Below are 1,103 nucleotides of genomic sequence, written 5' to 3' on the forward strand. Positions count from 1 at the left end.
AGAAGACCTTCCTCGCGACCGTGCTCGCCGACGTCACGGCCAACATCATGCGCAACGTGTGGGCGCACGCGATCATCTTCTGCGGACACTTCCCCGACCAGACCTACACCTTCTCGAAGAAGGAGGTCGAGAACGAGTCGCGCGGAGGGTGGTACGTGCGGCAGCTCGTCGGCGCAGCGAACATCGAAGGCACCCCGCTGTTCCACGTCATGAGCGGCAATCTCGGTTACCAGGTGGAGCACCATCTGTTCCCCGACATGCCGAGCACCCGCTACGCGGAGGTCGCGCCGAAGGTCAAGGACATCTGCGAACGCTACGAACTGCCCTACAACTCGGGCAGACTGGGCAAGCAGTGGTTCATGGTGCACCGCACCATCGCCCGGCTCGCCTTCCCGGGCGGCAAGCCCCGGCCCAAGCCCGGACCGTACCGACGCTCGCAGGATCCCCAGGGTGGGCCCGCCCCCAGCGAGGCCGCGCGGTTCCGCGACCGCCTGCCCGCCGATCATCCCGACGCCGGACCCGAACACGACGGTGGCGGCGTGAAGGTCGACCCGCCGCCCCGCTGACCGCTCACCGAGATCGTGACGCCCGGTAGGCCTTCCAGCCACCGAACCCGGTGATGTCCACCGCGTCCTTCGCGGCGTCCTGCGTGCATCCGAAACCGACGACCCACCGCCCGTCCGCCAGTTCGACACTCGTCAGCGTCATCGGGGCGGGGAGCGCGGCGAGGAAGCGTCCCAGACCGGCCTCCGACAGACGGAACAGTTCGCCGGCGATCGCGGCGCCCTCGCCCGGTGCGTGCCGCACCAGTCCCGGCTTGGGTGGTGTCGTGTTCAGCGCGGCGAGACGGTATGCGTCGGAGGTGTGCACTTCCTCGACGAACCGCGCCCCGAGCTCCTCGAGCTGGAAGTGCAGTGGCTGACCGCGAAGGTGCGCTCCGAAGACCGCGAGTTCCACACCGGACTCGACGACGCGCGGCGCATCCACATCGTTCAGCGCGGCTGCGACGTCCACTGCCACCTGATCGGCGAAGGCCGGGACCACGACCATGACCCCGAACGGATCGCCGCCCGCCGTGGGTGCGCCCGGAACGGCCACCGCCG

Annotated in this window: 2 protein-coding genes; one reads left to right on the forward strand and one right to left on the reverse strand. The window is 69.3% G+C overall.

Annotated elements, in window-relative coordinates:
* Positions 1-566: fatty acid desaturase family protein (locus tag R1101_RS0124075; RefSeq protein ID WP_016935706.1), on the forward strand; the 566-nt coding region annotated here is incomplete at its 5' end.
* A gap of 4 nt (positions 567-570) precedes the next feature.
* Here R1101_RS0124075 and R1101_RS0124080 read toward each other — a convergent pair.
* Positions 571-1,103: allophanate hydrolase-related protein (locus tag R1101_RS0124080; protein ID WP_442969900.1), on the reverse strand; the 533-nt coding region annotated here is incomplete at its 5' end.

Source organism: Rhodococcus sp. R1101 (assembly GCF_000278445.1).
In the GTDB taxonomy this organism is placed as follows: Bacteria; Actinomycetota; Actinomycetes; order Mycobacteriales; family Mycobacteriaceae; genus Rhodococcus; species Rhodococcus gordoniae.